Genomic DNA, 24,950 nt, shown 5'->3' with positions numbered 1-24,950 from the left:
CTCAGCCGCCTTTAGGCAGCAAGGCCTCGATATCCTCCAGCAATTCATGCGGCTCCACCGCCGGCTCGTAGCGCTTGACCACCCTGCCCCTGGCATCGATCAGGAATTTGGTGAAGTTCCACTTCACCGGGTGCGGGTGGGTGGAATCCGCCTGGGTCAGCCAGCGCCACAGCGGATGGGCGCGCGGCCCGTTGACTTCCACCTTGGCGAACAGAGGGAAATCCACCTCGAAACGCGTCCGGCAAAAACGCTCGATCTCGGCCTCGTCGCCCGGCTCCTGGCCGCCGAACTGATTGCAGGGGAAACCCAGCACCGCCAGACCGCGGCCACCCAGACTATGCTGCAAGTCCTGCAAGCCGGCGTATTGCCGGGTGTAGCCGCACTCGCTGGCGGTATTCACCACTAGCGCCACTTGGCCGGCGTACGCCGACAGCGGCTGTTCGCTGCCGTCTATGCGCGCGGCGGAGAAGTCGTAAAGCGTGGTCATGGCCACCTCCGTCTCGTATAATGAGCGCTCCCGAGAATCCACTCAGGCACTATCCGATGTTGTTCAATCCCAGCCGGCAGGACGCCCGGCGCTTCTTCTTCGACACCTGGCAGAAATCCAAATCCGGAACGGACCTGTCCGACCTGGAAAAACTGGTGCTCCCCATTCTTATAGACCACCCGGAGTATCACGCCATTCTGGATCGGCCGGAACAGTATATGGAACAGGAGTGGACGCCGGAAATGGGCCAGAGCAATCCCTTCCTGCATCTGGGCCTGCATGTGGCGATTGAGGAACAGCGCTCCATAGACCAGCCCTTCGGCATCCGCTCTCTGTACGCGCAGCTGGCGCTGCGCCTGGGCAGCGAGCATCAGGCGCAACACGCGATGATGGACTGTCTGGGCGAAATGATCTGGCACGCTCAGCGCCATGGCGGCGGTCCGGACGTGAACCGCTACATCGGCTGTATTCGCGGCAAGCTGGGCATGGGGGCGGAGGAACAGCCTCGCATCAACCCCAACGACGTCCCGGACTGACGCCGCACGTCCGGCAGACGCCGACTCAAGCCCAACGCCCGGTTCCGCCGGGCGTTTTGCATGGCCGCGAAACAGGCAAAAAAAGAGCCGTGGGGGGAAACCCTCCACGGCGATCAAGCGGGGCAGCTCGTACTGGCAAAGCCAGAAGAGCCTCCTCATGCTATTCTCACAATAAACAAAATGCAAATAGTTTTTTAACAGTTAACAACAAATAAAATATCCAATCATTTATATGAATATATAATTTAAAATGCGCCGCCAAAAAAGCCGGCCTACGCCGGCTTGACGCCCCAAACTCACAACAAACGATTGCGCTCGATGCCCGCTACGAAAGCGGCGATATTGTCCACCAGCTGCGCGGCCAAACGCTCCATCGCCTGCCGGCTGGCCCAGCCGATATGAGGGGTGACGATCAGATTGGGCAAGCGGGTTTTCAGCAAGGGATTGCCGTGAACCGGCGGCTCTTCGCTCAGAACGTCGAAACCGGCGCCGCCCAACTGCCCATACTTGAGCGCGGCCACCAGATCTTCCTCGTTGACCAGGCCACCGCGCGCGGTATTGATCAACAAGGCACCCGGCTTCATCACGATCAATTCCGGCTGGGCGATCAGGTCCCGGGTGTCCTCGGTCAACGGGCAATGCAGCGAAATCACATCGGCCTGCGCCAGGGCCTCGGCAAAAGCCACATGCCCGGAACGCACTTCCTTGGCGCCTTTGCGTTCGACGAACATCACCTGCATGCCAAGCGCGCCGGCCAGCTCCGCTAAGCGCAGGCCGATGCCGCCCGCGCCGACGATGCCCAGGGTCGCGCCGCGCAAATCTCGGATCGGCGCGCCGAAATGGCAGAACTGCCGCGACTGCTGCCACACCCCCGCGGCGACGTCGCGCTGGTAGGCCGGCAGATTCTTGGCCAGGGCCAGCATCAGGGTCAAGGCGTGTTCGGCCACGGTGTCGTCGCCGTAATGGCGAATATTGCACACCGCGATGCCCAAGTCGCGACAGGCGTCCAGATCGACGTGGTTGTAACCGGTGGCGGCGATCGCCACCAGCTTCAGGCCGGGCAGTTGCTCCAGGGTTTCCCGCCGCAGCGGCACCTTGTTGGTGATAACAATGTCAGCCCCCGAACAGTTCATCGCCGCGTCTTCGACGCTAGTGGAGGGGAACTCGTGATATTCGGACGGGAACGGCAAAAGCGGAACCGGGACAGGCAAGCTGTCCCGGTCAAGAAACACGACGGAGTGGGTCATCAGCTATTCAGTCATCTCTCAAAGGTGATCAAATCGCGGTAAGCATGCCAGCTGGCCAGCGCCAGCACCGGCATGATGATGATCAGGCCCAGGAAATAGGTCACAAAGCCCACCGCGCTCAAGGCCACAATGATAGCCGCCCATATCCCCATCGTCAGCACATTCTTCAGCACCGCCTGCACGCTGGCGATCATCGCGGTGACCGTGTCCACTTCCTTATCCAGCATCAAGGGAATGGAGACCACGCTGACCGAGAACACCACCTGAGCGAACACAAAGCCCACCGCGAAATAGGCCACCAGGAAGACGACATTGTCCGGGTTGAAGGCGTTGGCCACGATGTCGTTCAAGGACGGCAAGGCCGCGGTGTCGTAGAACAGCGCGAACATCAGCAAGGACACCCGGAACCAGCCGAACACCAGCACCGCCAGCAAGGCCGCGTACAAGGTGAAGGCAGGCAGATTGACGCGCCAGGCCGCCATGCTGTGCGCCAGCTTGACCCTGCCATGGCCGTCGAAAGCCTCCATCTGCTTGGCGATGTCGTACAGGCCTATCGCCAGGAAGGGGCCGGCCAACAGGAAGATGGTGGCGAAGGTGATGATCAGTTCAGGAGAATGCTCGGAGTACAAGGTCAGCAAATACCCCATCAACACGAAAACCGCGCCGTAAAACAGGCAGTCGGCCGGGGCTTTTTGAAAGTCGCGGAAGCCTTTTTTCAGCCATTGCAACGGCCGGGAGGTTTCCACCCTGCGCGCAACCGGGCGGTCGCGCGGGATATCGTGAGTCGCGTCCATGACAAGTCCCCCTCAAGGATACGATGCGAGGCAGCCCCGCATCCTTACCGTTATACGCCACGCGTCGTAAAACACAAGCCGGCCATCCGGCTGCTATAATCCCGCGATTGCCACGGCCCTTGGCGAGCGCCGCCTTCCGCGCCGCCGGGCCGGGCCTCATTCAGCGCTTGCGCGACAAGGACATATCATGAGCGAACTGATTATCGAAGAACTGGCGATAGGCGACGGCGCCGAAGCCGTCATCGGCCAGGAAGTCACCGTGCATTACACCGGCTGGCTGACCGACGGCACCAAGTTCGATTCCAGCAAGGACCGCTTCCAGCCGTTCAGCTTCCCGCTGGGCGACGGTTATGTGATCAAGGGCTGGGACCAGGGCGTGGTCGGCATGAAAGTGGGCGGCAAGCGCAAGCTGACCATCCCGGCCGAGCTCGGCTACGGCGCGCGCGGCGCCGGCGGCGTGATCCCGCCCAACGCCACCCTGGTGTTCGAAGTGGAGCTCTTGCAAGTGGGTTGAACCCCAGCGGCGCAAGAACGTAAAAAAAGCTTCCTCAGGGAAGCTTTTTTTATGGGATGACGCGGGATTATTTCTTCACGCACTGGTGCTGACGACGACGACGCATCCAGACGAAGGCCACGCCCAGCAGCAAGGCCGCCACCACCGCCAGAATGCCGGCCTGACCGCGGTGCACCATGGTCATCAGCCACTCGCGATTAGCCGCGCCGTAATAGCCTAGATACACCCAGACCGGCACCGAAATCAGCGCGGCGAAGCCGTCCATCACCAGGAAACGCCAGTAGGAAATGCGGCGGGTCATGCCGGCGGTGATGAAGATGGGGGAACGCAGCCCAGGCAGGAAACGGGCGACGAACAGCACCCAATTGCCGTATTTTTCGAACTTTTCCTGCACCGCCTCGAAACGCTCCTGGGTCAGGATGCGCGCGATCGGCCGGAATTTCAGCACCCTGTTGCCGAACACTCGCCCGGCGGTGAACATGATGCCGTCGCCGGCCAGCACCCCGGCCATGCCGACGAAAAACATCCAATGCACATTGGTGTAGCCGAGGCCGGAAATGATGCCTCCGGCCACCAAGGTGATGTCCTCGGGAATCGGCACGCCGAAACCGCATACCAGCAACACGGTGAATACGGCGATGTAGCCGTAGCCAGTGAAAAAATCGAGAAGTATTTGCAGAGTGTCCATTTTGTTCCGCTTGCCGCCATGTCTCCGTTCAGGACGATCCTGGCGCGGCTGCGTTATCGGGGTACATCACCAGGGGCTTATAATAGCACACCTCCAACGCAGACTTTCTTGACATGACTCGCCCTATCCAGGTGGAAATCCACCGCGCCGCCATCCGCCACAACTACCTGCTGTCCCGCGCCCAAGCCCCGCAATCCAAGGCCTACGCCGTGCTCAAGGCCAATGCCTACGGCCATGGCCTGCTCGACGCGGTCCAGGCGCTGGCCGATGTCGCCGACGGCTTCGCCCTGCTCAATATCGAGGACGCCGTCCGCTTGCGCGAAACCGGCGTCCAGCAGGACATCGTGCTGCTGGAAGGCGCCTTCGACGCCGAAGAGGCCGCGGCGATGGCGCATTACCGGCTGGGCGGCGCGATACATTCCCAACAACAGATAAGCTGGCTGGCCAAAGGTTCCGCCAAACAGCCGGTTTCCTGCTGGCTCAAGATCAATAGCGGCATGAACCGGCTGGGTTTCACGCCGGCGGAAGCCGCGCCCGCGCTCGCTCAATTGCGCGCCTTGCCCGGCGCGCGCCTCGACGCCTTGATGACCCACTTCGCCACCGCCGACGACGACTACGGCGTCGCCGAGCAATGGGGACGCTTCCAGCCCTTGATCGCCCCCAGCGCCTTGCCGGTCAGCGCCGCCAACTCCGCCGCCTTGTTCCGCCACCCGCATACCCACGGCGCCGTCGTGCGCCCCGGCATCGTGCTCTACGGCTGTTCCCCCTTCGCCGACGTAGACGGCGCCGGCCTGGGCCTGCAAGCGGCGATGACGCTGAGCAGCCGCGTCATCGCGGTGCAAAAGGTGCCGGCCGGCGACGCCGTCGGCTACGGCCGCCGCCTGGTGGCCGAAGGCGAAATGCGCGTCGGCATCGTCGCCTGCGGCTATGCCGACGGCTATCCGCGCATCGCCGACAACGGCACGCCGGTCGCGGTGGACGGCCAGCCGACGGGTACAGTCGGCCGGGTGTCCATGGACATGCTGGCGGTGGATTTGAGCAAGCTGCCCCAGGCCGGCGTCGGCAGCCGGGTCGAACTATGGGGTCCGCAAGTGCCGATAGAACGCGTCGCGGCTGGCGCCGACACCCTGGGCTATGAGCTGATGTGCGCGGTGGCGCCGCGAGTGCCGCGCCTCGTCCATAACTGAAGCCAGCAGCAAGCGGCCAGCAAACCCAAGGCGGCGCCGCTCCAATGCGCCGATACCAATACCGGCTCGCCGCCGCTCCAACTACCCGGCGACAGGCTCTGCCAAGCCAGCCGGCCCAACAAGGCGGCCAGCCACAGACCGCGCCAGTTCGGCTGCGTCAGCGCCAGCGCCGCCCACCAGCAATACACCAGGCCGGAGGCGCCGACGAAGGCCTGCGGCGCCGGCCACAGCCATTGCATCGCGGCGATGGCCGGAGGCGCCGCCAAGGCCAGCGTCAGCAACAAGGGCGCCCTATCCCGCCCCAGCCACGCCAGCGCCGCCAGCGCGGCGCTGTTGAGGCAGGCGTGGCGCGCGTCGGCGTGCACCCAGCCTCCGCTTAGCATCCGCCACCATTCCGCGGCGTTCCACGGCTCGAAGCGCCAGGCCAAAGCCGCCGCGCCCCAGGGCGCGGCCAGCGGCAGCAGCGCGGCCAGGGCCAGCCATAACGACCGGCCGCCGGCCATGGACCTTAGCGCTTGCGGCGCCACAGCGCCGTCGCTCCCAGCGCCCCCAAGCCCAGCAACAGGGCCAGACCGCCTTCGTCCGCCGCCGCCACCGCGTTGCCGCGGCGCGCCACGTCGACGTACAGGGGATCATGGTCCGAAGAACGATAGGCGTCCGCCGCGTAGTACTTCTGCTGCTGTTCGGCGCTCTTGAACTCGCTGCTGTACTCCAGCGCCGTCGGCTCGTCGGCGTTGATGTGCCACTCGCCCGCGGCCAGCACCATGGCGCTCAGCGGCTTGTCGGCCAAGGCGTGGTCCAGATTGCCGGATTCGCCGTTGAACACATAGGAGTAAGCGTCGCGGCTCCAGCGCGCCAACAGATTGTTGAAGCCGGCGCTTTCAAACGCGCGGATCGGATCTTCCTTGGCGTAGGAGTTCATATCGCCCAGCAACAACATGCCGTCGTTGGGGCCGGGCTGCGGGCGGGTGGCGTACCAGGCCATCAGATCGCGCACCGCCTGCACCCGGGTCAGATTGCAATTGCCCTGGCCGTCTCCCTTGTCCACATCGGCCTGGCCGTCCACCACCACGTCGGCGCAGCTGCTGCCCTTGGACTTCAGATGATTGACCGCCACTGTGACCCGGGTCTTGCTCTTGGCGTCCAGCACAAAGGTCTGCAGCAGCGCCGGCCGGTTCTTCTGCGGATTGCCTATCGTCCTGACCTCGGCCTTGCCTTGCGCCGTCACCGCGGCCGGACGGTAGATCAGGCCGGTGGTGATCGCGTCGCTGCCCACCTGCGGCAGGCCGGGATTGGCGAACTGGTATTGCTTGGGCTGCGGCTGGCCCTGATTCAAGGCGTTGACCAGGTCTTGGATCGCCGAATAGCGGTCGAAACCGTCGTTCTCGATTTCCATCAGGCCCACTACATCAGCGTCCAGTTGACGGATCGCGGCCACGATCTTGGCGCGCTGGCGCTCGAAATCCTGCGGGGTCTTGGCGCCGCGCGGGGTTGGGAAGCCCTTGCCCTGACCGTCGCCGTTGAAGAAGTTGAGCACATTGAAGCTGGCGAAGCGCACGCTCTCCGGCTGGCGCTTGGGCGCGCCCGGGCGCGGATTGCCGGCCGCGACGCGCGGCGCGGCCAGCGGTTGCAGCCGGTATTTGCCGAAGGCGTAGCTGACCACGCCGGTCACGCCGTCCAGACGGTCGCCGCTGCGCAGGGTGCGGCTGGCGGAGAGGCCGCCAGGCGCCGGCAGCCAGGCATCGGCGTTCTGGATCTGCAAGCCGTCGTCCAGGGTCAGCTTGTCCAGCTGATTGGCCTCGCTCAACGCCTTGGCCTCGGCGCTGCCGGGCAGGAAGCGCTGGGTGGCGGTCCATAACCTGGGCCGGCTGGACAAGGTCAGTTCGCCGTAACGACCGTAGTCGTAATTGGCGACGACGTGGACCGGGCCTTCCAGGCGCACGGCCATGCCGGCCAACGCCTCCAGCTGGGCGCTGGACTGCAAGGGCAGCCGCAGGCTGGCGTAAGTCAGCGGCTCGCTGTAAGCGCACTGCTCCACCGCGGCGAGATTGGCCGGGGTGATCTGGGTTTCGCTGGCGGCGTCGCCCTTGCGGCTGTACTCGGACACCTTGCCGGTGACGCGCACCACGTCGCCGGGCTTGAGCGTCGGCGCGGCCAGGTTGCCGAGGAAGACGAACACGCCTTCCGAGGTGGCCGGATCGGCGTCCTGATCCCGCGCCTCTTCCTGCAGATAAAAGCCGCGCAGCTGGCCGGCGCCGGTGAAGGCGCCGCTGACCACGCCCTCTACCGTGACGGTCTTGCCTTGCAGCGGGCTGCCGATGACGCGGCCCTGCACATCATGGATCAAGGTGGCGCCGGCGGCGCCGCAAGCGGCCTGGGCCAGGGCCGGAATCGCCAGCGCCACTGCCATGGCGATGGGGCTCAAGGCCTTCAATGCGTTTGCTGTTTTCATGGTATGGATCATCACGAGCGTAAGGAGCGCTGATTCTAACCAGTGCGCAATGACAAAAAGATGTCATTAGATACAGTTGCACGCAAAGTCACTATCTGTATGTTTCATCCGAAAACAGTAAGCGCCGTTTCTTTCCCCATTCAGGCAATAAAAAAACGCCAAACAAATAATGTCTGGCGTTTTCGTGCTGACGCCGGCGTAAGCCGGCTGTCGCGATCAGGCGACTCTCTGGATGGCCGCCGCGATGGATTGCGCCCACTGATCGGCCAGCGCCTTGTCGTCGGCCTCCACCATCACCCGCACCACCGGCTCGGTGCCGGACGGGCGCAACACCACGCGGCCGCGGCCTTGCAGCGCCTGTTCGGCGGCGGCCAGCGCTTCCGCGGACGCGCCCTTCCAGTCGCAGCCGTTGTGGCGGACATTGATCAGCGTCTGCGGATAGGGCTGCCAGTCGCTGCAGGCGTCGGCCAGGCTCATGCCCAGATCGGTCAGGCTGGCCAGCACTTGCAGGCTGGAGATGATGCCGTCGCCGGTGGAATGGCAATCCAGGCACAGGATGTGGCCGGAAGCTTCGCCGCCCACCTGCCAGCCCTGGCCGTGCAGCATTTCCAATACATAGCGGTCGCCCACCTTGGCGCGGCCGAAGGCCACGCCCTGCTTGTTCAGCGCCAGTTCCATCGCCAGATTGGTCATCACCGTGCCCACCACGCCGCCCTTGAGCTCGCCCTTGGCCGCGCGCGCCTTCGCAATCACGTAGATCAGCTGATCGCCGTCGTACACCGTGCCCTCGCGGTCCACCATGATCAGGCGGTCGCCGTCGCCGTCCAGCGCGATGCCGTAATCGGCGTGATGCTCCAGCACCGCCACCTGCAAGGTCTTGGGATAGGTGGCGCCCACCTTCTCGTTGATGTTGTAGCCGTCCGGCTCGCCGCCTATGGTCACCACCTCGGCGCCCAGTTCGTGGAACACCTTGGGCGCCACGTGGTAGGTGGCGCCGTGGGCGCAATCCACCACCAGTTTCAAACCCTTGAGGTCGCGGTCGTTGGGGAAGCTGCTCTTGCAGAATTCGATGTAGCGCTCCACCGCGCCTTCGATGCGGCGCACCCGGCCCAGCTCTTCGGACGGATTGGTCGCCATCGGCTGCTCCAGCATCGCCTCGATTTCCAGTTCGACGGCGTCGTCCAGTTTCTTGCCGCCTTCGGCGAAGAACTTGATGCCGTTATCCTGGAAGGGATTGTGCGAGGCGGAGATCATCACCCCGGCTTCCAGGCGCAGCGCGCGGGTCAGGTAGGCGATGCCCGGCGTCGGCAACGGGCCGGTCAGCAGCACATTGACGCCGGCAGCGGAAAAACCGGCTTGCAGCGCCGCTTCCAGCATATAGCCGGAAATCCGGGTGTCCTTGCCGATCAAGACCGTGGGGCGATGCGCCTTGTCGTGGTCGACCAGTACGCGGCCGGCGGCATAGCCCAGTTTCATCACGAATTCCGGCGTGATCGGGAATTGACCGACCTCGCCGCGCACGCCATCGGTGCCAAAGTATTTACGGCTCATGTTTTTCTCTCGAATCCGGCCGGCTTCAGGCCAACCGCGGTAATCGCTACGCCGGCTATTGTGCGCCAGACACCGCGCTCAGTTCAAACTTTCCACAGCATCCAGCACTTGCAAGGCCTGATGCGTGGCCTTGACGTCGTGCACGCGGATGATGCGCGCGCCGCGCCGCGCCGTCTCCAGCGCCACGGCCACGCTGGCGCCCAGGCGCTCCGCCGGCACCGCTTCGCCGGTGATCGCGCCCAGCATGGATTTGCGGCTCAAGCCCACCAGCAGCGGCGCGCCGGCGGCGCGCTCGATCCCGGGCAGGCCGCGCAACAGGGCCAGATTGTGCTCCAGCGTCTTGCCAAAACCGAAGCCGGGGTCCACCAGCAAACGCTCGCGGGTCACGCCGGCGTCCAGACACAGCCGGACGCGCCGCGCCAGGTAGTCGGCCACTTCGGCCACCACGTCCGCGTATTCCGGACGGTCCTGCATGGTGTCCGGATTGCCCTGTTTGTGCATCAGGCAGATCGCTGCGTCCGCGCCCGCCACCAATTCCAGCGCGCCCGCGTCTTCCAGCGCCGACACGTCGTTGACCAGGTCCACCGCGCCCAAGGCCAGCGCCTCCCGCATCACCGCCGCGCGGCGGGTGTCCAGCGACAGCGGCGCGCCGATGTCGCGCAGACGCTCCAGCACCGGCAGCACCCGCTCCATCTCCTGCTCCGGGCTGACATGGGGTGCGTTGGGCCGCGTCGATTCGCCGCCGATGTCTAGAATGGCCGCGCCTTCGGCCAGCATCCGCTCGGCGTGGCGCAAAGCCTGGTCCAGCGCGTTGAAGCGGCCGCCGTCGGAGAAGGAGTCCGGCGTGACGTTCAGAATGCCCATCACCAAGGGACGGGACAGATCGAGCGTGAAGCGCCCGCATTGCAAAGAGGGTTTCATGATCTGACTGCGCTCATGGATGGGGGGAGGATGTCGCAAAAAAACCGGGCAAGCCTGTCTAGGCTTGCCCGGCTTCGTCGCTTAAGGACTCAGACTTCCTGCGCCGGATCGGCGGTCGGCTCGGCTGCCGGCGGAGTCGGTTTGTCTTCCTGCGGCTTGGCCGCGAAACCGGCGCCCGGCTTGGGCGGACGCGGCGGCTTGCCGTCCATCAGATCGTTGATCTGATCGGCGTCTATGGTTTCCCATTCCAGCAGCGCGGCGGTCATCGCCTCCACCTTGTCGCGGTTCTCTTCCAGCAGACGGCGCGCCAGCGCGTACTGCTCGTCGATGATGCGGCGGATTTCAGCGTCCACCTGCTGCATGGTGGCTTCGGACAGATTCTTGTGGGTGGTGATGGAACGGCCGAGGAAGACTTCGCCCTCGTTCTCGCCGTACACCATCGGGCCCAGCTTGTCGCTCATGCCGTAGCGGGTCACCATGTCGCGCGCCATTTGCGTGGCGCGCTCGAAGTCGTTGGAAGCGCCGGTGGTCATCTGATTCATGAACAGCTCTTCCGCGATGCGGCCGCCGAACAGAATGGCGACGCGATCCAGCAGATAACCGCGGTCGTAGGCGAAGCGGTCCTGCTCCGGCAGCTGCATGGTCACGCCCAGCGCGCGGCCGCGCGGGATGATGGTGACCTTGTGCACCGGGTCCGCCTTGGGCAGCAGCTTGGCGACGACGGCGTGGCCGGACTCGTGATAAGCGGTGTTGCGCTTTTCCTCGTCGGTCATCACCATGCTGCGACGCTCCGCGCCCATCATGATCTTGTCCTTGGCGGACTCCAGATCCTCCATGTCCACCAGGCGCTTGTTGCGGCGCGCGGCGAACAGGGCGGCTTCGTTGATCAGGTTGGCGAGATCGGCGCCGGAGAAGCCCGGCGTGCCGCGCGCGATCACCTCGGCGTTGACGTCGGCGGCGATCGGCACCTTGCGCATGTGCACGCCCAGGATCTGTTCGCGGCCGCGGATGTCCGGCAGCGGCACCACCACCTGGCGGTCGAAACGGCCCGGACGCTGCAGCGCCGGGTCCAGCACGTCCGGACGGTTGGTCGCGGCGATCACGATCACGGTGGAATTGGTGTCGAAACCGTCCATCTCCACCAGCAGTTGGTTCAAGGTCTGCTCGCGTTCGTCGTTGCCGCCGCCGAGTCCGGCGCCGCGCTGACGGCCGACCGCGTCGATCTCGTCGATGAAGATGATGCACGGCGAGTTCTTCTTGGCCTGCTCGAACATGTCGCGCACGCGGGCCGCGCCCACGCCGACGAACATTTCAACGAAGTCGGAACCGGAGATGCTGAAGAACGGCACCTTGGCTTCGCCGGCGATGGCCTTGGCCAGCAAGGTCTTGCCGGTGCCGGGCGAGCCGGCCAGCAAGATGCCGCGCGGAATGCGGCCGCCCAGGCTCTGGTAGCGGGAAGGATCGCGCAGGTAATCGACGATCTCCTTCACCTCCTCCTTGGCCTCGTCGCAACCTGCGACGTCGGCGAAGGTGACGGTGTTGGCGTCCTGGTCCAGCATTCTGGCCTTGCTCTTGCCGAAGGAGAACGCGCCGCCCTTGCCGCCGCCCTGCATCTGGCGCATGAAGAACACCCAGACGCCGATCAGCAACAGCATCGGGAACCAGCTGATGAAAATATTCATCAGCATGGACGGCTCTTCTTCCGGCTTGGCGGAGAAGCGGACGTTGTTTTTGATCAGGTCGTCGACCAGCTGCGGGTCGTAAGGCGCGTAGGTGCTGAACGCGGAGCCGTCGGTCAGCTTGCCTTTCAGCCATTGCCCGCGCAGCGGGTGGCCTTCTATGGTCAGGGACTGGACCTTGCCGGATTCGACATCGCTGATGAACTGCGAATACTCAAGCTGATTCTGGGTATCCTGACGCTTGTTGAACTGATTGAATACCGTCATCAGTACCAAACCGATGATGACCCATATCGCGATGTTTTTGCCGATATTGTTCACGAGTAGCGGACTCCTCTGTGCCCTGACTTTTTGGTTGCTTGTCTAGATATTTGCTTTGATTGTACGCCGCGAGCCACTTTATGTCAGCGTCGGCCTTTGCCCAGCAGGTAAATTTCGCTGGAACGGTCGCGCGACGCTTTCGGCTTGCGGGTGACTACCTCGTCGAACAGCTCGCGCATGGACTTGAGATAGGCTTGGAAATCGCTGCCCTGGAACACTTTGACGAGAAAATGGCCGCCAGGTTTCAAATGATCTCGCGCAAATTCCAGCGCCAGCTCGCACAGCAGGAAACTCCTGGCCTGGTCGATGGCGCTCATGCCTGACATATTGGGCGCCATATCGGAAATTACAAGGTCCAATTCGCGACCGCCGAGCAATTGCACGAATTGCGCCAGTACCTCTTCCTCGCGGAAGTCGCCCTGGATGAAGTCGACGCCGGGCACCGGGTCCATGTCCAGGATGTCGAGCGCGAACACCTTGCCGCCGTCGCCGACGATGCGCGCCGCCACCTGCGACCAGCTGCCGGGCGTGGAGCCCAGATCGGCCAGCACCGTGCCGGGGCGGATCAGCTTGTCCTTGTCGTTGATTTCCAGCAGCTTGTAAGCGGCCCGCGCGCGGTAACCGTCTTTCTGCGCCTGGTTGACGTAGGGATCGTTGACGTGTTCCTGCAGCCAGCCATTGCTGCTCTTGCTTCTAGCCATTGCGCTATGCTCTCAAAGGTGGGCAACAGGCCAGCCGCGCTATCCTGTTGTTTTTCATTTATTTTAGGTCCGGACTTTGGGAAAGCGCCCAACTCGAGTAGAATCGGCTTTTGCTTTGTAAATCCGTATTTCTCATGAAAATTGAACTCAAGCCGTTCCAGCGCAAGTATCTGCAGGGACTGGCGCACGGCCTCAACCCGGTGGTGATGATAGGCAACAACGGCCTGACCGAAGCGGTGATCCGCGAAGTCGCCATCAATCTGGACGCCCACGAACTGATCAAGGTTCGCGTGCTGGGCGACGACCGCGAAGCGCGCGTCGCCATGTTCGAGCAGATCTGCGAAGACCTGGGCGCCGCCCCGGTCCAGCACATCGGCAAGCTGCTGGTGCTGTGGCGCCCCAGCGATAAAGAGCGCATCGTTCTGCCCAAGAACAAGCAGGCGCTGAAGGGCTGAACGCCGTTCGCGGCGATCGCGCTTCGTAGAAAAGCGGTGGCATGCCACCGCTTTTGTTTTGTCCGCTCCCAAGGGAGCGCTACGGCGAACAGTCGCTTAATCGTTGCGCCAGACGTAGACCAAGCCCATCAGGCTCTGCACCAGATAGATCAGGCTGGAAATCGCGTGCCAGGTGGCGAAGCCGCCGCCGAACAGGCCTTCGGCCGCATGATTCATCTGCGCCTTGAGATTGGCGATGATGGGGGTGACGGCGAAGTGATTGATCAGCGTGCAGGCCAGCATGCCCATCACCAGCCAGAAACCGCTTTCCTTGACCCCGGCCGCGCCGTTGCGGCGGATATGGTCGACCAGCAGGATAGCCCCGCACACCAGCCCCACCCAGGCGATGCTGGCGAACAGCTTGCCCGCCACCATGCCGGCGGTGACCCGGTCCAGCATGGCGAACAGCACCGGCGCCACGATGATGCCTATCACCCACAAGCCGCCAATCCAGAACGTCTTGGCAATGGAACGCAACCCATCCATGTCTCAGCCCCTCTCCCGCGCCGCGCCGCGCGCGGACCGCCAAGCCCGCGCGCCGGCGGGATTCAGATGTATTTGACGTCGAGCACTTCGTATTCGCGAATACCGCCCGGGGCCACGACTTCGGCCACGTCGCCGGCTTCCTTGCCGATCAGCGCGCGCGCGATCGGGGAGTTCACCGACACCTTGCACACCTTGATGTCGGCCTCGTCGTCGCCGACGATCTGGTAGGTGACGTTTTCCTCGCTCTCCAGATCCATCAGTTCGACGGTGGCGCCGAACACCACGCGGCCGTCGGCGTCCAGCTCGGCCGGGTTCACGATCAGCGCGTTGGAAATCTTGCCTTCCAGTTCGGCGATACGGCCTTCGACAAAGCCCTGACGCTCCTTGGCGGCGTCGTATTCGGCGTTCTCGGACAGGTCGCCATGCGAGCGAGCCTCGGCAATCGCCTCGATCACGGCCGGACGTTCCACGCTCTTGAGGCGCTGCAGCTCTTCTTTCAGCAGCTCTGCACCGCGCACGGTCAACGGGACTTTGATCATTTCAGAATTCTCTCCAGAGGCGGCATCCGCCTTCATCAAAAGCACAAGCCGCCGTACTGGACGGCGGCTTGAAGTAGCGGGTTATGGGAGGGATTGTAACGGCAAACCCCTCCCGCTTCCAAGCCCCCGCGTCAGGACTCAGCCCTGAATCTGGCTGTGCAGTTCCTGCACGCTGTAGACATCGAACTCCTCGGCGTGGGCCATGCCCACGCACACCGCCTTGGCGCCGGCCAGGGTGGTGTATTGCGGAATCCGCGCCTGCAGCGCCGAACGGCGGATGGAATGGCTGTCCTGAATCGCCTGGCGCTTCTCGTCCACGGTATTGATCAGCAGATCGATTTCCGAGTTCTTGATCATGTCGACGATGTGCGGGCGGCCTTCATTGACCTTGTTGACCACCTGCACCACGATGCCGGCGGCGGACAGATGCTTGGCGGTGCCGCGCGTCGCGCAGACGCCGAAGCCCAGGCGCTGCAGTTCGCGCGCCACTTCCACCGCGCCGTTCTTGTCGCTGTCGCGGACGGACAGGAAGACCTTGCCTGTCTTGGGCAGGCGGTCGCCGGCGCCCAGCTGGCCCTTGACGTAGGCTTCGGCGAAGGTCTTGCCCACGCCCATCACCTCGCCGGTGGACTTCATTTCCGGCCCCAGGATGGTGTCCACGCCGGGGAACTTGATGAAGGGGAAGACCGCTTCCTTCACCGCGTAGAACGGCGGAATCACTTCCTTGGTGAAGCCCTGCTCGTTGAGGCCGATGCCGGCCATCGCCCGCGCGGCGATCTTGGCCAGCGGCGCGGAAGTCACTTTGGAGACGAAGGGCACGGTGCGGCTGGCGCGCGGATTCACCTCCAGCACGTAGATGGTCTCGCCCTGGATGGCGAACTGCACGTTCATCAGGCCGATCACGTTCAGCGCGCGGGCCATGGCCACGGTCTGGCGGCGGATTTCATCCTGCACCGCCGGGAACAGGCTGTACGGCGGCAGCGAGCAGGCGGAATCTCCGGAGTGAACGCCGGCCTGCTCCACGTGCTGCATGATGCCGCCGATCACCACGTTCTCGCCGTCGGACACGCAGTCCACGTCGACTTCGATGGCGTCGTTGAGGAAGCGGTCCAACAGCACCGGGCTGTCGTTGGACACCTTCACCGCCTCGCGCATATAGCGCTCCAGGTCGGCCGGCTCGTGGACGATTTCCATCGCGCGGCCGCCCAGCACGTAGGACGGGCGCACCACCAGCGGGTAGCCGATTTCCTCGGCCAGCTTCATCGCTTCGGCCGGCGCGCGCGCGGTGCGGTTGGGCGGCTGCTTCAGGCCCAGCTCGTTCAACAGCTTCTGGAAGCGCTCGCGGTCCTCGGCGGCGTCTATCATGTCCGGCGTGGTGCCGATGATGGGTACGCCGTTGGCTTCCAGCGCGCGCGCCAGTTTCAACGGAGTCTGGCCGCCGTACTGGACGATGACGCCGAACGGTTTTTCGATGCGGCAGATTTCCAGCACGTCTTCCAGCGTCAGCGGCTCGAAATACAGGCGGTCCGAGGTGTCGTAGTCGGTGGACACGGTTTCCGGGTTGCAGTTGACCATGATGGTCTCGAAACCGGATTCGCGCAGCGCCAGCGCCGCGTGCACGCAGCAGTAGTCGAACTCGATGCCCTGGCCAATGCGGTTGGGCCCGCCGCCCAGCACCATCACCTTCTTGCGGTCGGACGGATTGGATTCGCACTCTTCCTCATAGGTCGAGTACATATAGGCGGTATTGGTGGCGAACTCGGCGGCGCAGGTGTCCACGCGCTTGTACACCGGGTGCAGGCTCAAGCTCCAGCGCTTGGCGCGCACCGCGGCCTGATCCGAGCCCAGCAGCTCGCCCAGACGGCGGTCGGAGAAACCTTTGCGCTTCAGACGACGCAATTCGGCGTAGTCCAGTTCTTCCACCTTGCGGCCGGCCAGCGCTTGTTCTTCGCCGATCAGGTCTTCGATCTGGGCCAGGAACCAGGGATCGATCTTGCTGACCGCGTGGATGTCGTCGCGGCTCATGCCGATGCGGAAGGCGTCGGCCACGTACAAGATGCGTTCCGGTCCCGGCGTGCCCAGTTCGTGGCGGATCGCCGCTTCGTCGCTGGTCACCGGGTCGAAGCCGGCCAGGCCGGTTTCCAGGCCGCGCAACGCTTTCTGCATCGACTCCTGCAAGGTGCGGCCCATCGCCATCACCTCGCCCACCGACTTCATCTGGGTGGTCAGGCGGTCGTCGGCCTGCGGGAATTTCTCAAAGGCGAAACGCGGAATCTTGGTGACCACGTAGTCGATGGACGGCTCGAAGGAGGCCGGGGTGGCGCCGCCGGTGATATCGTTCTTCAGTTCGTCCAGCGTGAAGCCCACCGCCAGTTTGGCGGCGATCTTGGCGATGGGGAAACCGGTGGCCTTGGACGCCAGCGCCGAGGAACGCGACACGCGCGGGTTCATTTCGATGACGATCATCTCGCCGGTGGCCGGATTGGTGGCGAACTGCACATTGGAGCCGCCAGTGTCCACGCCGATCTCGCGCAACACCGCCAAGCTGGCGTTGCGCATGATCTGGTATTCCTTGTCGGTCAGCGTCTGCGCCGGCGCCACGGTGATGGAGTCGCCGGTGTGCACGCCCATCGGATCGAAGTTTTCGATGGAGCAGATGATGATGCAGTTGTCGTTCTTGTCGCGCACCACCTCCATCTCGTACTCTTTCCAGCCCAGCACCGATTGTTCGATCAGCAGCTCATGGGTGGGCGAGGCTTCGAAGCCGCGCTCGCAGATGGCCAGGAATTCTTCGCGGTTGTAGGCGATGCCGCCGCCGGAGCCGCCCATGGTGAAGGACGGGCGGATCAGCGTCGGGAAACCCACCTTGGCCTGCGCTTCCAGCGACGCTTCCATGGTGTGGCAAACAAAGGACAGCGGGCAGGACAGGCCGATCTTGGCCATGGCCTCCTTGAAGCGGCCGCGGTCTTCGGCTTTGTCGATGGCGTCCTCGGTGGCGCCGATCAGCTCCACCTTGTATTTTTCCAGCACCCCGTTCTTGGCCAGGTCCAGCGCGCAGTTGAGCGCAGTCTGCCCGCCCATGGTCGGCAGGATGGCGTCCGGACGCTCCTTGGCGATGATCTTTTCCACCACCTTCCAGGTGATGGGTTCGATGTAGGTGACATCGGCCATGTCCGGGTCGGTCATGATGGTGGCCGGGTTGGAGTTCACCAGAATGACTTTGTAGCCCTCTTCGCGCAGGGCCTTGCACGCTTGCGCGCCGGAGTAGTCGAATTCGCAGGCCTGGCCGATGACGATGGGGCCGGCTCCGATGATCAGAATGCTTTTGAGGTCGCTACGCTTTGGCATGGTTCTACTCTTTATGATTGCATTTTGTGTGCCGCGAAGCCCGGACGCCAGGGACGCCCGGCCGCTTCGCGGCGAATATTAAATCTCTGCCTTACAGGCTGGCCGCGGCCAGTTTGGCGCCGAAGCCGACGAACAGCGCGCCCACCGAGCCGCCCAGCGCCGCGCTCAGCTTGCGCCGGCGGCGGAAAGCCTGGGCCAGCCGGTGGCCGGCGACGATCAGCGCGGTCAGATACAGCGTGCTGCACACCTCCACGATCAGCCCCAGCGCGACGAAGGTCAGCGCCGGATGCGGGTAGGCGGGATCGACGAACTGGACGAAGAAGGACACGAAAAACAGGATGGCCTTCGGGTTCATCAGGCTGATCAGCAAGGCTTTGACGAAGGGATTCTCCTCGCCCACCAACACCGACTTGGCCTCGGCGGCTTCGCCGCGGGCGGCGCGGCGCCAGGCCGTCAGCGCGCCGCGCAGCATATTGAAGCCCAGCCAGGCCAGGTAGCCGCCGCCCAGGTACTTGACCACGGCGAACAGCGCCGGATTGGCCTTCAGCAGGCCGGCCGCGCCGGTAGCCGCCAGCGTCATCAGGATGAAGTCCCCGATGATGATGCCGCCGGCGCCGGCAAAGCCGGCGCGGGTGCCGCGCTGCGCCGCCACCGACAGCACGTACATGGAGTTGGGCCCCGGCAGCAGTACGATGAGCACGGCGCCCAGCAGATAGGTGGTGAGATCGGTAATCCCCAGCATGTTCCCGCTCCCCGGCTTAAACGCGTTCCGCCATCGAGGCGATGAAGCGATCGAACAGATAGGCGACGTCTTCCGGGCCCGGACTGGCTTCAGGATGGCCTTGGAAGGAGAAGGCCGGACGGTCGGTCAGCGCGATGCCCTGCACCGTGCCGTCGAACAGCGAACGGTGGGTGACGCGCACATTGGCCGGCAAGCTGGTTTCGTCCACTTGGAAACCGTGGTTCTGGCTGGTGATCATCACCCGGCCGCTGTCCAGGTCCTGCACCGGGTGGTTGGCGCCGTGGTGGCCGAACTTCATCTTGGACGTCTTGCCGCCACTGGCCAGGCCCAGCAGTTGATGGCCGAGGCAGATGCCGAACACCGGCAGCTTGGCGTCCAGAATGTCGCGGATGGCCGCGATCGCGTAATCGCAGGGTTCCGGATCGCCGGGGCCGTTGGACAGGAAGACGCCGTGCGGATTCAGCGCCAGCACGTCGGCGGCCGGGGTCTTGGCCGGCACCACGGTCAGCTGGCAGCCGCGCTCGGCCAGCATGCGCAGAATGTTGTGCTTGACGCCGAAGTCGTAGGCGACCACGTGGAAACGGGTGGACGCCTGCACCTGATAGCCGGCGCCCAATTTCCATTCGCGCTCGGTCCAGGCGTAAGGCTTGTCGCAACTGACCACCTGGGCCAGATCCTGCCCTGCCATGGAGCCGAAGCCGCGCGCCAGTTCCAGCGCGCGCGCCTCATCGACGTCCCCGGCCATCACGCAGCCGGCCTGAGCGCCCTTCTCGCGCAGGATGCGGGTCAGACGGCGGGTGTCGATGTCGGCGATGGCGACGACATTGTGCCGCTTCAGATAAGCGGACAAGGAGTCTTCGGCGCGGAAGTTGCTGTGCAGCAGCGGCAGATCGCGAATGATCAGGCCGGATGCAAAAACGGCGCGAGATTCGGTGTCTTCCGAATTCGCGCCGACGTTGCCGATATGGGGATAAGTCAGGGTGACGATCTGTTTGGTATAGGAGGGGTCGGTCAAAATCTCCTGATAGCCGGTGATGGCGGTATTGAAAACCACCTCGCCCACCGTATGTCCGGCGGCCCCGATAGCACTGCCCTTGAACACGGTGCCATCGGCCAAGACAAGGATTGCGGGTACGGTTGACACAAGCTGCTCCTATTGCGTTTGCGGCGGGTAAGGAAAAACCGGCTGCGCCGGTTTTTGTTGACCCCCTCCGCCGGCCCGGCCGCCTCGCTCGCGCAAGGCCTCCGCCGCGACAGATGGGATCTGTCCCTACCCTAAGTTTTCGAATTGCTTTATGTGAAGAACGGGACTCGATGCCTGGCGCATCAGTCCCGTTTGGTTAAACCTTTCTATAGTAACGCCGTACCGGAAAAATCACAAGAAAATTCGATAACATGACAAATGAACCGTCATCAAGCCCCTGGACGAATCTGCCATTGCACGCTGGTCGGTCCGCTCGGTTTGCCCAGCATCAGCATCAGCGGTTTCAAGGCGTCGTATTTTTCCGGCGGGCTGTCGGCGCTGCCGGCCAGCGAGAACGCCGCCCCCGGCTGCCACTGCCCCTGGCCGCTCAGATTCAAGGGTCCGTCCAGCGTCGCCACGTTCAAGGCCACGCCCGCGCCGGCGCCGTTGACGTCCATTTGGTAGGAGCCGAACGGCGACAACGGGCTCAAGGGCGAGGCCGCGCCCAGCCAGCTGAGCTGCAGATTGCCGGCCAGTTGCCCTCCCTTGCGGCTAAACTGGCCGACCTTGAGCTGCAGATCGCCGCCCAAGCGCGCCGCCTGCCAGGTCTTGGACAGATTCGCCAAAGCCGCCACCGGCACCGTCAGGTTGACGCCGTTCACTTCCACGCCGCCCCAGCTCCACTCCAGCTTGCCGTCCTGACCGTCGCTCTCCAACAGCCAGATCGCCCGCCCCGACAACAAGGCCTTGGGCTGAAAGCGCCAGCCTATCCGGCTCATCGGCAACACCTCGCCCTTGTCGCCGACATAGACCAGCTGCGTCTTTCCCTGCCACACCGTGCCTTGCGCGCCGCTGAACTGCCAGCGCTCGCCGGTGGCGCGCAACAAGGGCAGCGACAGCAAACTCGCCGGCAAGGCGGCGATCAGGCCGGCCAGAAACAGCGCGCCCAATAGCGCGCCAATCAGCATTTTACGTTTCATGCGCCGCCTCCGGCGTGGCCGAACAAGGCCTTAATATGCACCTGCCCCGGCATGGGCTGCGCTTCGGTCTGCACGCTAATCACGCGCACCTGATGCTGGGCCGCCAGCACTCCTGCCAGCTTGACCCAGGCGTCGAAAGCCAGCACACCCTCCAGCGCGACGCCGGACTCGCCCTCGGGACTCAGCTGCCAGCCGGCCTCGGACAAGCCTTGGCTCTGCGCCACCTGACGGATCACCGGCAAGAGTTCCTTGGCCGGCAGCGCCGCCTGCGCCGGCTGGCGCTTCAGTTGCTCGGCCTCCCGCGCCAGAGACTGCACATAGCTCAGCTCGGCTTGCAGCCGGGACGCGGCGGCGCGGTTGCGCTCCACCGATTTGCCCGCCGGCTCCCAGACCCCGGCGTAGAGCACGCCGACGCCGAGCACCGCGGCCATCGCCAGCAGCAGCCCTTGTTCGCGACGGCTGCGCTGCCGCCAGTAGGCGGCGAATTGTTCACGGTATTGCTTCATTTCACGGCTCCCGGGACAGGCTGAGTTCTTTGGTCCCCTGCTGGGTGGCGGTCACGTCCAGGCGGATCTGCTTGGCCGCCAGTTGCCCGCGCCAGCGTTGCAGGGTTTCCGCCGGCACGTCCGCCACTTGCAGCCTGAGCCGCCCGCCGTCGTAGCTGAGGGAGCGGGTCTGCAGATCGCGGCCGCTGAGCGCGGCCAGCGCGCCCATCAGTTCCAAGGCGTCGTCGCGCGCCGGCAGGCCGTGACTCAATCGCAGCTTGTCCACCGCGCGCGTCATCGCCAGCGCGCTGCTGCCCGGCATCGCCTGACCGCCGATCCAGGGCTTGGCCGCGGCGCGGATGTCCGCCGACAGGCTTTGTTTCTGCCAGGCGTACCAAGCGGCCTGGCCCAGGGTCAGCGCCAGCTGCGCCGCCAGCAAGCCGCCCAACACCAAGCCGGTCCGCCGCAGCGCCGGCCCCCAGTCGCGCCAGCGCCGATTGGCCGCCAGTTCGCCGTTGGCGAAGTCGAAAGCCTGTTGCGCCTGGCCCTGCCGCCAATCATGAGCGGCCAATTGCTTGGGCTCGCCTTGCCACGCCGGCAGGCGCGAGCCGATCAGGCCGGCCGCTTCGGCGCCGCACACGGTCAGGCTGGCCGGCGGCAGCTGCGCCGCCAGCCGCGCGAACAGCAGTTGTTCCGTCGTTTCGCCGCAGTAGGGCAGCCAGGCCGCGCGCGTGGCGCTCAAGCGCAGCAGCCAGCCCTCGCCGCCGCGCGCCACGCTCCAGCCGTCGCGCGCCGGCGGCGGCAACAGGCTTTCTTCCGGCAGGATGCGGTCGCACAGCCGCCCGGCGCTCTTGAGCATGGCCACGGCGCGGCGCACCGGAAAAGCCTCGGTCACCGCCACCGCCCGGCTGCCGTCCGGCAACTCCCCGCCGATGGCGTAAAGATTGGCGGAGGGATCGTTGATCAAGCCTTCTTCCAGAGCGAAGCCCATCATCGCCGCCGTCGGCTGTTTGACCGAGGCCGGCAGCCGCGCCTGGGTGAACAGAGTGCGGCCGGCGGGCAGGATCAATTCGCAGCGATCGGCGCGCGGCCAGCCGGCCGGCGCGCTGTCGCCCTGAGCGCTGGGTTCGCCGCGCGTGCCCAATAGGGCCCAGGGCAGCCCCGGTTCGCTATCGGGCCAACCGGCCCGCAGATACAGTCTAAGCGTTGTCATTCTGGTTTCCGTTTCCCCTGGCCGGCGGCGGACGTCCCGCGCCGTCTTGCCGCCACAGCGTCTTCACCACGTTCATATTGCTGTAGATCAGCGCCCGCATTTCCAGCCGCGCCCGCTCCAGCCGGGCCGAGCTGTCCAGCATGAAGTAATTGGACGCCGCCGCGATATCGGTGTCGGCGATGATGCCCGGCGCCGGCAGCCGCGCCTTGAAATCGTTGGCGTCCTTGTAGTAATTGACCTTGCGCTGATTGAGCAGCACCAGCAGATTGCCTTCGCCCACGCCCGGCAGCAGCGTCTTCATCACCGCCGGCGTGGCGGTGTTGATGTTGATCTGGCTGACGTCGGCCGGCAAGGCGGCCACATGCGGCAGCAGCTTGTCCAAGACCTCCGGGGTGTAGCCCGGCAGCCAGCGCAGCATCTCCACCCGCAGCAAGGGGTAGCCGGGCAGGGCCGCGCCCGGCTCCGGCGGCCGGCCCTCTCCCGCCGGCTGGCTGGCGTCCTCCGGATCCTTGCCGCCGCGCAGTTGCTTGACCAGCGGTTCGGACAAGCGCGTGGGCAGGCCCAGCGTGGTCAATAGCCGCTTGTAGAACACCAGCTGGCGCGCATTGGTCTGACCGTTCTGCACCAGCGAATTCAGATTGAAGCGCCCTTGCAGATCGCTCAGCCGGCCGGACACGGTCACGCCCTGGGCCTCGGTCTGCGGCAAGGGCTGAGCCCACAGCTGCGACAGGGCCACCACGCCGTTGCCGGCCGCGCCGTTGTTGAAGCGCAGGATTTCCATCGCCCAGCCCAGGCCGGCGTCGGCCACCAGGCGCAGCTGGGCGCGATTGCGGTCGTTGTCGAGCTGGTGCCACCACAGGCCTTGCTGCCACAGCACCAGCGAGGCGGCGGTGGTGGCCAGCGCCACGATCAGCAAGGCCATGATCACCGCCATGCCGCGCTGCTTCCGGCTTCCCGGCGTCCTCATGGCAGCGCCCATATCCGTTTCGCCCATTCATTGCCCGGCATGCGGATGCGCATTTCCAGCGCGCGCGGGCTGTGCGCCGGGCTGGCCTCGCGCGGCGGCCAGTTGTCCAGCCAATTGCCGTCGTCCAGCAGCACGCGCCAGCGCACCGCGGCGTCCTTGCCCAAGAGCACGTAGGCGGTCGGCGCCGCGCCCTGGGCGTCGCCCGCCGCCCAGCTGAGGCCCTGAGCGCCGGCATGGTAGCTGATGCGCTCCTGGCCGCCGGGATAGCGGGCGGAAAAACTCTGCAAGGTCAGCGTCTGGCCGTCGCCGTCGCTTTGCAGCAATAGCTGGCTGCCGCCCAGACTGGGCCCTTGCCCTTGCGTCGGCGCCGGCATCTGGCCGGTCAGATCGCCTTCCAGCCGCCGGAAGGCGCGCGCGGCGTCCACCCATTGCTCGCTGGTCTGCATCAGCCGCTCGCGCGAGATCAGCAAGGAGCCGAAAGCCTTGTAGCCCAGCACCGACAAGATGGCGAGCAAGCTCATCGCCACCAGGATCTCGATCAAGGTCATGCCGTCCTGCCGGCCGCGCATCACGAACCGCCTCCGGCGTTCATCCGCAGATAGCCGGTCATCTCGGCCAGCACGTAACGGCCGTCGCCCTGCGCCAGCACGCGCACCACCACCTTGCGGAAATTGGGGTTGGGCGTCTGGCTGATCACGCGCTGCCAACGCCAGCGCGCGCCGTCGTCGTCCAGCTCTCCCGCCTGTTCGCCCACGTCCGGCCATTCGCGGCGCGCCTGCATCAGCGCGATCATGTTCTGCGCTTCCCAAGCGGCCTGCATCCGGCGCTTCATGCCTTCGCCGTTGTCGGCGGCCAGGCCGGTGGCGCGCAACAGCGCGCCCAGCGCCACCGCGATGATGGCCAGCGCCACCAGCACTTCAAACAAGGTAAAGCCGCGCTCGCGCTTCATGAGCCTTCGTCCACCCGGCTGCGGCCCAACGGCGACAGGGTCACGGCCAGGCCGCGCGTCTCGGTCTTGATCTGCAGGGCCAACGCGTTGGCGCGCCCGTCCTGCCACAAGGGCAGCGGCCGTCCCGCCGGCCAGGGCTGGCCATCCAGCAACAAAGCACCGCCATGCACGCCCTCCGGCCACAGCCGGTCGGCCAGCAATTCGTCGTTGGCGCCGCCCCATTCGCCGTTGTCGCCGCGGCGCCGGAAGCCGTAACCCTTGGCGTCCCACATCAGGGCCAGCGGATCCCCCATTTCGGCGGCGTCCGCCGCCTGCTCCAGCACCCGCGCCAAGCGGTAGGCCTCGTCCGAGGCCTGGCGATGCGTGTCCGGCCGCATGCTGAGCGTCACCGTGGTGGCCAGCACGCCGATGATCAGCATCACCACCATCACCTCGATCAGGGTGAAGCCGCGCGCCGGAACGGAAGAGCCCATCAACGACTCCGGT

26 protein-coding genes are annotated in these 24,950 nt (G+C 65.0%); 4 read left to right on the top strand and 22 right to left on the bottom strand.

Annotation, left to right across the window (positions count from 1 at the left end; translation table 11 throughout):
• Position 1 precedes the first annotated feature (1 nt).
• Positions 2–487 (bottom strand): glutathione peroxidase, encoded by a 486-nt coding sequence (locus tag NK214_RS02960; protein WP_227104904.1) that lies wholly within the window; start codon positions 485–487, stop codon positions 2–4.
• A gap of 56 nt (positions 488–543) precedes the next feature.
• On the opposite strand from NK214_RS02960, the gene NK214_RS02955 reads away from it, so the two are divergent.
• Entirely contained in the window at positions 544–1,023 is a 480-nt protein-coding gene (locus NK214_RS02955) for a DUF1841 family protein (RefSeq protein WP_199225926.1), read from the top strand.
• A 296-nt stretch (positions 1,024–1,319) separates the two neighbouring features.
• Here the strand turns inward: NK214_RS02955 and NK214_RS02950 are convergent, their stop codons facing one another.
• Entirely contained in the window at positions 1,320–2,270 is a 951-nt protein-coding gene (locus tag NK214_RS02950) for a D-2-hydroxyacid dehydrogenase (protein ID WP_227104906.1), read from the bottom strand.
• Positions 2,271–2,281: 11 nt separating this feature from the next.
• Positions 2,282–3,064: a DUF2189 domain-containing protein gene (locus NK214_RS02945; protein ID WP_107800548.1), complete on the bottom strand. Its 783-nt coding sequence runs from the start codon at positions 3,062–3,064 to the stop codon at positions 2,282–2,284.
• 187 nt (positions 3,065–3,251) lie between these two features.
• On the opposite strand from NK214_RS02945, the gene NK214_RS02940 reads away from it, so the two are divergent.
• Positions 3,252–3,578 carry an FKBP-type peptidyl-prolyl cis-trans isomerase gene (locus NK214_RS02940; RefSeq protein ID WP_199225927.1) on the top strand — a complete coding sequence of 109 codons (327 nt, stop codon included), beginning with the start codon at positions 3,252–3,254 and terminating at the stop codon, positions 3,576–3,578.
• 67 nt (positions 3,579–3,645) lie between these two features.
• Here the strand turns inward: NK214_RS02940 and NK214_RS02935 are convergent, their stop codons facing one another.
• Positions 3,646–4,266, bottom strand: a complete 621-nt coding sequence (locus NK214_RS02935) for a DedA family protein (RefSeq protein WP_107800550.1) — start codon at positions 4,264–4,266, stop codon at positions 3,646–3,648.
• A 113-nt stretch (positions 4,267–4,379) separates the two neighbouring features.
• On the opposite strand from NK214_RS02935, the gene alr reads away from it, so the two are divergent.
• Positions 4,380–5,453 (top strand): alanine racemase, encoded by a 1,074-nt coding sequence (gene alr / locus NK214_RS02930; RefSeq protein ID WP_253313729.1) that lies wholly within the window; start codon positions 4,380–4,382, stop codon positions 5,451–5,453.
• Here the strand turns inward: alr and NK214_RS02925 are convergent.
• The 6 genes from NK214_RS02925 to rlmE form a co-directional block, all read right to left on the bottom strand.
• Entirely contained in the window at positions 5,399–5,956 is a 558-nt protein-coding gene (locus NK214_RS02925; protein ID WP_253313728.1) for a rhomboid family intramembrane serine protease, read from the bottom strand. The two genes, alr and NK214_RS02925, sit on opposite strands and share 55 nt — an antisense overlap.
• A gap of 5 nt (positions 5,957–5,961) precedes the next feature.
• Positions 5,962–7,905 (bottom strand): ExeM/NucH family extracellular endonuclease, encoded by a 1,944-nt coding sequence (locus tag NK214_RS02920; RefSeq protein WP_253313727.1) that lies wholly within the window; start codon positions 7,903–7,905, stop codon positions 5,962–5,964.
• Positions 7,906–8,121: 216 nt separating this feature from the next.
• A complete protein-coding gene (gene glmM, locus NK214_RS02915) occupies positions 8,122–9,456 on the bottom strand; it encodes a phosphoglucosamine mutase (protein WP_107800554.1) in 1,335 nt (444 codons plus the stop codon).
• Between the two features lie 78 nt (positions 9,457–9,534).
• Positions 9,535–10,377, bottom strand: a complete 843-nt coding sequence (gene folP / locus NK214_RS02910; protein WP_253313726.1) for a dihydropteroate synthase — start codon at positions 10,375–10,377, stop codon at positions 9,535–9,537.
• Between the two features lie 89 nt (positions 10,378–10,466).
• On the bottom strand, positions 10,467–12,377 hold the full coding sequence (gene ftsH / locus NK214_RS02905) for an ATP-dependent zinc metalloprotease FtsH (RefSeq protein WP_107800556.1): 1,911 nt from the start codon (positions 12,375–12,377) through the stop codon (positions 10,467–10,469).
• 83 nt (positions 12,378–12,460) lie between these two features.
• Positions 12,461–13,078 carry a 23S rRNA (uridine(2552)-2'-O)-methyltransferase RlmE gene (gene rlmE / locus NK214_RS02900; RefSeq protein WP_227104917.1) on the bottom strand — a complete coding sequence of 206 codons (618 nt, stop codon included), beginning with the start codon at positions 13,076–13,078 and terminating at the stop codon, positions 12,461–12,463.
• A gap of 134 nt (positions 13,079–13,212) precedes the next feature.
• On the opposite strand from rlmE, the gene yhbY reads away from it, so the two are divergent.
• Positions 13,213–13,533, top strand: a complete 321-nt coding sequence (yhbY, locus tag NK214_RS02895) for a ribosome assembly RNA-binding protein YhbY (protein WP_107800558.1) — start codon at positions 13,213–13,215, stop codon at positions 13,531–13,533.
• Between the two features lie 96 nt (positions 13,534–13,629).
• Here yhbY and NK214_RS02890 read toward each other — a convergent pair whose 3' ends face one another.
• The 12 genes from NK214_RS02890 to NK214_RS02835 all read right to left on the bottom strand — a co-directional run bounded on the left by NK214_RS02890 (position 13,630) and on the right by NK214_RS02835 (position 24,937).
• A complete protein-coding gene (locus NK214_RS02890) occupies positions 13,630–14,058 on the bottom strand; it encodes a DUF4149 domain-containing protein (protein ID WP_043591328.1) in 429 nt (142 codons plus the stop codon).
• Between the two features lie 62 nt (positions 14,059–14,120).
• Positions 14,121–14,597 (bottom strand): transcription elongation factor GreA, encoded by a 477-nt coding sequence (gene greA / locus NK214_RS02885; protein WP_048414210.1) that lies wholly within the window; start codon positions 14,595–14,597, stop codon positions 14,121–14,123.
• A 138-nt stretch (positions 14,598–14,735) separates the two neighbouring features.
• Entirely contained in the window at positions 14,736–17,945 is a 3,210-nt protein-coding gene (gene carB / locus NK214_RS02880) for a carbamoyl-phosphate synthase large subunit (RefSeq protein ID WP_253313725.1), read from the bottom strand.
• A gap of 91 nt (positions 17,946–18,036) precedes the next feature.
• A complete protein-coding gene (gene leuE, locus NK214_RS02875) occupies positions 18,037–18,687 on the bottom strand; it encodes a leucine efflux protein LeuE (RefSeq protein WP_107800560.1) in 651 nt (216 codons plus the stop codon).
• Between the two features lie 16 nt (positions 18,688–18,703).
• Entirely contained in the window at positions 18,704–19,831 is a 1,128-nt protein-coding gene (gene carA, locus NK214_RS02870; RefSeq protein ID WP_107800561.1) for a glutamine-hydrolyzing carbamoyl-phosphate synthase small subunit, read from the bottom strand.
• A 269-nt stretch (positions 19,832–20,100) separates the two neighbouring features.
• Positions 20,101–20,850 carry a type II secretion system protein N gene (locus tag NK214_RS02865; protein WP_107800562.1) on the bottom strand — a complete coding sequence of 250 codons (750 nt, stop codon included), beginning with the start codon at positions 20,848–20,850 and terminating at the stop codon, positions 20,101–20,103.
• Positions 20,847–21,356 (bottom strand): type II secretion system protein GspM, encoded by a 510-nt coding sequence (gspM, locus tag NK214_RS02860; RefSeq protein ID WP_253313724.1) that lies wholly within the window; start codon positions 21,354–21,356, stop codon positions 20,847–20,849. The genes NK214_RS02865 and gspM overlap by 4 nt, the downstream gene beginning before the upstream one ends.
• Position 21,357: 1 nt before the next feature.
• Positions 21,358–22,548, bottom strand: a complete 1,191-nt coding sequence (gene gspL, locus NK214_RS02855) for a type II secretion system protein GspL (protein WP_253313723.1) — start codon at positions 22,546–22,548, stop codon at positions 21,358–21,360.
• Entirely contained in the window at positions 22,535–23,482 is a 948-nt protein-coding gene (gspK, locus tag NK214_RS02850; protein ID WP_158274337.1) for a type II secretion system minor pseudopilin GspK, read from the bottom strand. The genes gspL and gspK overlap by 14 nt, the downstream gene beginning before the upstream one ends.
• Positions 23,483–23,511: 29 nt before the next feature.
• Positions 23,512–24,084 (bottom strand): type II secretion system protein GspJ, encoded by a 573-nt coding sequence (locus tag NK214_RS02845; RefSeq protein ID WP_227104923.1) that lies wholly within the window; start codon positions 24,082–24,084, stop codon positions 23,512–23,514.
• Positions 24,084–24,464: a type II secretion system minor pseudopilin GspI gene (gene gspI, locus NK214_RS02840; RefSeq protein ID WP_107800567.1), complete on the bottom strand. Its 381-nt coding sequence runs from the start codon at positions 24,462–24,464 to the stop codon at positions 24,084–24,086. The genes NK214_RS02845 and gspI overlap by 1 nt, the downstream gene beginning before the upstream one ends.
• Positions 24,461–24,937, bottom strand: a complete 477-nt coding sequence (locus NK214_RS02835; protein ID WP_107800568.1) for a prepilin-type N-terminal cleavage/methylation domain-containing protein — start codon at positions 24,935–24,937, stop codon at positions 24,461–24,463. Before NK214_RS02835 ends, gspI begins: the two co-directional genes overlap by 4 nt.
• Positions 24,938–24,950: the final 13 nt, after the last annotated feature.

Origin of the sequence: Chromobacterium sp. S0633, assembly GCF_024158805.1 — a bacterium.
GTDB lineage: Bacteria > Pseudomonadota > Gammaproteobacteria > Burkholderiales > Chromobacteriaceae > Chromobacterium.
Note: the sequence above shows the minus strand (reverse complement) of the source record. Positions and strands in the feature narration are given on the sequence as shown.